At 36.2% G+C, this 5,702-nt stretch carries 7 protein-coding genes and 1 pseudogene; 3 read left to right on the top strand and 5 right to left on the bottom strand.

The genetic code is table 11. From position 1 onward, the window contains the following. Nucleotides 1–84: 84 nt before the first annotated feature. A pseudogene (locus OZD66_RS00525) lies at nt 85–623 on the top strand (IS66 family transposase); the annotation flags it as partial. A 143-nt stretch (nt 624–766) separates the two neighbouring features. On the opposite strand, the gene rpe reads toward OZD66_RS00525, so the two are convergent. Further along, nucleotides 767–1,447, bottom strand: coding sequence for a ribulose-phosphate 3-epimerase (gene rpe / locus OZD66_RS00530; RefSeq protein ID WP_182366254.1), 681 nt, complete (start codon nt 1,445–1,447; stop codon nt 767–769). A 103-nt stretch (nt 1,448–1,550) separates the two neighbouring features. Then, the gene (locus OZD66_RS00535; RefSeq protein ID WP_182366253.1) at nt 1,551–1,979 is read right to left on the bottom strand and encodes a zinc-ribbon domain-containing protein; all 429 of its coding nucleotides are present in this window, start codon (nt 1,977–1,979) and stop codon (nt 1,551–1,553) included. A gap of 87 nt (nt 1,980–2,066) precedes the next feature. Here OZD66_RS00535 and dapD point away from each other — a divergent pair, with 87 nt between their 5' ends. After that, entirely contained in the window at nt 2,067–2,897 is an 831-nt protein-coding gene (dapD, locus tag OZD66_RS00540) for a 2,3,4,5-tetrahydropyridine-2,6-dicarboxylate N-succinyltransferase (RefSeq protein WP_182366252.1), read from the top strand. Nucleotides 2,898–2,903: 6 nt separating this feature from the next. Here dapD and OZD66_RS00545 read toward each other — a convergent pair whose 3' ends face one another. Together OZD66_RS00545 and OZD66_RS00550 are read right to left on the bottom strand one after the other, a co-directional pair. Then, nucleotides 2,904–3,188: a DUF2610 domain-containing protein gene (locus OZD66_RS00545; RefSeq protein ID WP_182366251.1), complete on the bottom strand. Its 285-nt coding sequence runs from the start codon at nt 3,186–3,188 to the stop codon at nt 2,904–2,906. Beyond that, nucleotides 3,189–3,560, bottom strand: coding sequence for a hypothetical protein (locus OZD66_RS00550; protein ID WP_220468194.1), 372 nt, complete (start codon nt 3,558–3,560; stop codon nt 3,189–3,191). Between the two features lie 101 nt (nt 3,561–3,661). Here OZD66_RS00550 and OZD66_RS00555 point away from each other — a divergent pair, with 101 nt between their 5' ends. After that, nucleotides 3,662–4,711: a class I SAM-dependent methyltransferase gene (locus tag OZD66_RS00555; protein WP_182320464.1), complete on the top strand. Its 1,050-nt coding sequence runs from the start codon at nt 3,662–3,664 to the stop codon at nt 4,709–4,711. Nucleotides 4,712–5,168: 457 nt separating this feature from the next. On the opposite strand, the gene terL is transcribed toward OZD66_RS00555, so the two are convergent. Then, nucleotides 5,169–5,702 (bottom strand): phage terminase large subunit (terL, locus tag OZD66_RS00560; RefSeq protein WP_275021888.1); only part of this gene is annotated, 534 nt, incomplete at its 5' end.

The raw sequence follows: 5,702 nt of genomic DNA on the forward strand, positions 1-5,702 counted from the left end.
ATTTATACCTCGCTATTACACTTAGTTTAGTATGGCTTTTTTTCCATTATTGTCTATCTGTTTGTTGTGCAGTGAGAATTGGTATTAGTAGTAACCGACAGGTACGCAGCATACAACTACTTTGCCGATAAGAACAGGCAAATCTGTTGGGCACATTTATCAAGAGATTTTGAAAGATTAGCACATAGTTGAAGTTAAAGTTCTGGGCTGTTACTTAAGAAACGTAGCCACTGAATTATTTGCACTAAAAAAGGCCTTGCTAAAAAATGAGATAGATGTTTTTAGATTTACCAGACGTGCAAGAAAGTTGCAAAAACGTACAAGGTATTACTTGAAGCCGTTTACCTGAAGCAATTGGAGCTTCTCGAGTTGCAAAAAAGATTTTGAAATCTGAAAGAATGATGTGGAATTTTTTAGATGACCCAGAAAACATTCCGCTGACAAACAACCATGCTGAACAGCAGATACGGCATTATGTCGTTTATCGCAAAAATTCATATTTTACCCAATCGAAGCGGGGAAATGCATTCCTTGAACGGATAATTTCATTATACTTGACATGGAAACAAAGGGGTCTCAATCCTTTCCAAAACCTCTTATCTATCATCTCTCACACCGCTTAGCTGAACGGATACAACCCAAGAAAGGTTTTTCTACGTCATACCGCCGCGGTATCTCAGCATAGATTCCGCTAACGAGTAGCGGAATGACGAATTTGTTGTTTTTCAAATTGTAGGTAAACCTAAGCCACTTTAGCTATATAGGGTCACAACAATAGATTTTTAAGATCGTTTACGGCCTTCTTAATATCTTCAGCCTTGAATATCGCCGATCCCGCAACTAAAATATCAGCACCTGCTTTTATTATATCAGCTGCGTTAGAAAAGTTGATTCCACCATCTACTGAAATTTGTGTTTTAAGGTTACGCTCTTGTATCATTTTTTTTATAGTAGATATCTTGTTCAACTGTGAATGAATGAATCCCTGCCCTCCAAAGCCAGGGTTGACTGTCATAATCAGCACAATATCTAGCTCATGTATTATGTATTCAAGCACACTTGGAGAAGTTGAAGGAACAATTGAAACTCCAACTTGAATCGGTTTTTTTGCGTCGTTTACATTTTTGTATGACTTTATCTTTCTTATCAACCTCTCAAGGTGTGTCTCTGCTTCTGCATGTACAGTGATAATATCAGCACCAGCATTTATAAAGCTTTCAATGTGGTTACCAGGAGATTTGACCATTAAATGCACATCAAAAGGAAGATTGCTATATTTACGTATTGCAGAGACAACGCTAGGACCAATTGTAATATTTGGAACGAAATTCCCATCCATAACGTCTATGTGTATGTAATCTACACCTAAATCGCTAATTTTTCTTACTTCTTCTCCTAATTTTGCAAAATCTGCTGAAAGTATAGAAGGTGCAATTTTAATACTCATGAGCTGCCTTTTTTGCTAAAAAATAACTTATTTTTAAAACTCTGTCACCCTAAGCACCATCTGAGTAGCTAGAGGAACTGGATACTGATATCGGTATGCCTATTTAACTAGATCTTAAATTAGATAAAAAAAGGTAGTCTTGATAAAACTTATTTACAGCAAGTTTTTTTACATTTGGACTTTCTGTTTGTTCTTTTTTGTACCCTAATTTATAGCTTATTGAATCCTTGTATAAACTGATCGTTTTGTATGCTTTGTTCATCTCCCTAGGAAAGATGCCGTTAGCAATTACGACGCATAACCCTGTAGCTGTTGCAAAAGCTAGAGTGGTAAATGCTAGATTTTGTAAAAAATTTCTTCCACTAACTTTTTTTTCCTGTATATTAGCAGAGTGCTGTTTGTTTGACACTTCTTCTAGATATTCATGCCATATGTGATTGCAGTTCGTACATTTTACCTTCCTTCCAGACGCACCAATTTGCTTAGGAGATACTAAGTAAGTTTTAGTACAACTATTACATTGTATTTTCATAGCACTCACATATAAGTAGTAACAAGCCCAAATGATACGAGCTATAAATTTAATATCAACATATATATAACAAAATATATATAACAAATGGAAGGTTTGCAACTAAAAAAAACACAGAGTGAGATAAAAGATATTTGGAAAAATAGAGAAAAATTTAATGACTGTAATCTAAAGAAAACAGCAAGAATAGCAATTAAAGAGGTAATTGAGCTCCTTGATAGTGGCAAAATTAGAGTAGCAGAAAAGCTATCAAGTGGAGAATGGGTAGTACATAAGTGGATAAAGCAGGCAATATTATTACATTTTCTCACTGAAGAAAGCAAAATAATAGACAATACCAATTGCTGGTTTGACAAGATCGGTAACAAGTTTAGTGAATGGAATGAGGAAAAATTTCGCCGGTTAAAAATTAGAGCAGTTCCTGGGTGTTTTGTTCGCCGATCTGCTTATATAGGTACAAATGTTGTTCTAATGCCAAGTTTTATCAACGTTGGTGCATATGTTGATTCAGGAACAATGATAGATACCTGGTCAACGATTGGTAGCTGTGCGCAAATAGGAAAAAATTGCCATATTTCCGGTGGAGTGGGAATAGGTGGAGTCCTTGAGCCTATTCAAGCTTCACCTGTCATTATAGAGGATAATTGCTTTATTGGAGCGCGTAGCGAGGTGGCCGAGGGTGTGGTAGTGAGAGAAGGATCAGTCCTTGGCATGGGTGTGTTTATTGGGGCGTCAACAAAAATTATTGATAGAGAAACTAGCAAGGTATTTTATGGCGAAGTGCCGCCTTATTCTGTAGTGATACCAGGGTCTATTCCATCTCAAAATAACATTTCAACCTATTGTGCAGTCATAGTAAAAAAAGTGGATGAAAAGACGAGATCGAAAATCTCTATAAATGAAATATTGAGGGATTAAACTATCTCACTGCTTGTCGTCACTTTTTTTATCATTGTTACTAACCACAGTAATGGCATACGCGCATAGCTCTGAGAAAGAGACTCCATTTTCTTGAGATAGTTTATATAATTTTTGTAGACTTTCTTTTACTTTATTAGGAATATTCCCTCCACGTTCTTTTATAAGCCAGGAATCTTGATGATGAATTGGATGAGCATCACTTTTTGGATTTCCTATATATATTGCAAAAGGTGAACTTTGCCCTTTGAAGTCACATTGTACAGTAAATTTTTTTATAGATTCAGCCATCTAAAGACCTCTACTTTTCTTTTTGGTCGATTTTATAGCAAGTGGAAGAGGTGGTTTCTTTATAAAATCTTGTCTATTGACAACACTTTCTTTACCTTCCAAAGCTCGGCGAACATCAGCTCTGCTTAATTGCGACTCTTTTGCTACCTTCATTCCATGCTTTGCCATAATATTAGCATACGCTAGTACTTTTTTTACCAATTCTAGATCACCATTTAGCATTTGAACTAGCACTTGAAATACCTCTGCTAAAGTTAACCCGTCAGCATTTATAACCTTGTTTTCTATAAAATTGACAGCTTCTTCAAATTTGTATTCAATACTATCATCTTGAGGTATAAGGGCAACATAATCGGTGTTTTTGTCGTCCATAACCGAAGCACTATTACTCACAAACTTAAGTTTATACTATATATATAAATACTCTACTATTTTATATTATGGCACGCTATAGTTAAACATTTATTAATAACATGCTCACTTATATACACGAATTAATTGACAAAAGTCAAGGATCAATATCCATCAGTGATTTCATGAATGCCGTTTTGTATCATGAAAAATACGGCTATTATACAAGTAAATTACCGCTTGGTAAGGATGGTGATTTTACTACCGCACCTGAGATCAGCCAATTATTTGGTGAAGTCATTGCAGTTTGGATAATGCATACATGGGAAAAATTAGGAAAGCCATCAAAATTTTCTCTAGTTGAACTTGGGCCAGGCAAAGGAACACTCATTCACGATATAATAAGAGTCACTAAAAAATACAGCAGCTTTTTTAATTCAATGTTGATCCACTTAGTTGAAATAAGCCCTACTTTACGGAAGATACAAAAGGAAAAATTAAAAAGCTTAGATGTTAATTGGCACAAAAATATTGACAACCTACCAGAACAACCAACCATTTTTTTAGCAAATGAGTTCTTTGACGCTCTTCCGATAGATCAGTTTGTATATCATGATGAGGGGTGGTATGAAAATATGGTGACAAAACAAGATGATGGCAGTCTCTTGGTGTCATGCCAGTGCGTGACACTGGAATCCAGAAAAAAAGAATCATGGATTCCAGTGTCAGCTACTCAGATGACAAATGGAAAATTTTTTAATGGTGCAGTGGTGGAAATATGTTCAGTTGGGGTTGAAATATTAAAAAAACTTGAGAAGAAGATATATAATAATAAAGGAGCTGCTTTGATTGTAGATTACGGTTATGTATACCCCGCATATAAGAGCACTTTGCAATCGATAAAACAACATAAGTATGCTAATTTTCTTGAGAATGTTGGTAATAGTGATATTACCGCACTTGTAAACTTTCAAGCATTAAAAGATTCATTAAAACACGTAGATTGCGAGATTTTAACTCAAAGAGAATTTTTATATCTTTTTGGCATAAAAGAAAGAACCCTGGCTTTAATGAAAAGCGCAAGTGATGAACAAAAGAATAGGATCTTTAGTGAATTCTTAAGGTTGACTGAAAATATGGGCACTCTTTTTAAAGCAATGCTATTGATATAGCTAACCCAAGAAAGGTTTCCCTACATCATATCGCCACAGCGCTAACGAGTAGCGGAATGACGAATTTGTTGTTTTTCAAATTGTAAGTAAACCTAAGCCACTTTAGCTATAGCATAGCTAAAGTAATTTATGTTATTGGGTAAGTTAAAAATATGATATAAATAAGATAGGAGGGAGCTACTCACTATAGGAATAGAGTTGTGCACGACCCACAGCTGTACGAACATTTGTTTGCGAAGAAATGTTATAGCTGGTTTTGCCTCAAACACAAAGATGTCATACGAGTAGCTGACTACTTGGATCCAGCCTTTCCATCCAAGACGGCAGTGCCCAGACACTGGAATAACAGCAGTCCTACGTCATACCGCGATTCATTCGCGGTATCTCTAGATCCCGCTAACAAGCAGCGGGATGACGGTTGTCTCCTAGCTGTCATCCCAGTACTGGTAGACTCAAATCACAATGCTCGTATAGCTGCAACCCTGGAGGTACTGTTTCTCACCCACTGGAGATATTGCACGGTACTATCTACTTGATCATCGTGTCGAGTTTCAGGAAACATTAAAATCTCATACTCAAAATCGTTCAGCCATACTGCTTGATGTGGCAGAAAAACCTTGCCAGACTCTATAATCGGAACAATTTGATGAAATCGAGTGAGCTTGTCATCATGTGGCACTATTTCAATAATCGGTAAATCACTGTTTGTCTTTAGCTCTTGCACCAATTGTTGACCACTTGTTTTTGCTTCGATTAAAATTGCGTGTGGCGTCCATCTTGCAGCTAGTGACAAAACCTGTTCTTTAAGCTTTGGATACTCAAGCTTTGCGCGATATACGTCGAGTAAATAGAATTTATTATCTATTTTTGCCCAGGTGGTGCAGACACTAAAGTTGCTCATGTTATAGCTCTTTCCATAAAAGTCCGGATGTGATAGGATAAGGATAGATGATGATAAGGAGGTTGAATGCCAGCAGCATATAGTTATGAT

It is taken from the genome of Wolbachia endosymbiont of Drosophila baimaii, from assembly GCF_028982185.1.
GTDB classification, from domain to species: domain Bacteria; phylum Pseudomonadota; class Alphaproteobacteria; order Rickettsiales; family Anaplasmataceae; genus Wolbachia; species Wolbachia pipientis.

Excerpts from the sequence above, each read along its gene's own strand:
- rpe (WP_182366254.1), bottom strand. The coding sequence starts at position 1,447 with ATGAGTATTAAAATTGCACCTTCTATACTTTCAGCAGATTTTGCAAAA.
- OZD66_RS00535 (WP_182366253.1), bottom strand. The coding sequence starts at position 1,979 with ATGAAAATACAATGTAATAGTTGTACTAAAACTTACTTAGTATCTCCT.
- dapD (WP_182366252.1), top strand. The coding sequence starts at position 2,067 with ATGGAAGGTTTGCAACTAAAAAAAACACAGAGTGAGATAAAAGATATT.
- OZD66_RS00545 (WP_182366251.1), bottom strand. The coding sequence starts at position 3,188 with ATGGCTGAATCTATAAAAAAATTTACTGTACAATGTGACTTCAAAGGG.
- OZD66_RS00550 (WP_220468194.1), bottom strand. The coding sequence starts at position 3,560 with ATGGACGACAAAAACACCGATTATGTTGCCCTTATACCTCAAGATGAT.
- OZD66_RS00555 (WP_182320464.1), top strand. The coding sequence starts at position 3,662 with ATGCTCACTTATATACACGAATTAATTGACAAAAGTCAAGGATCAATA.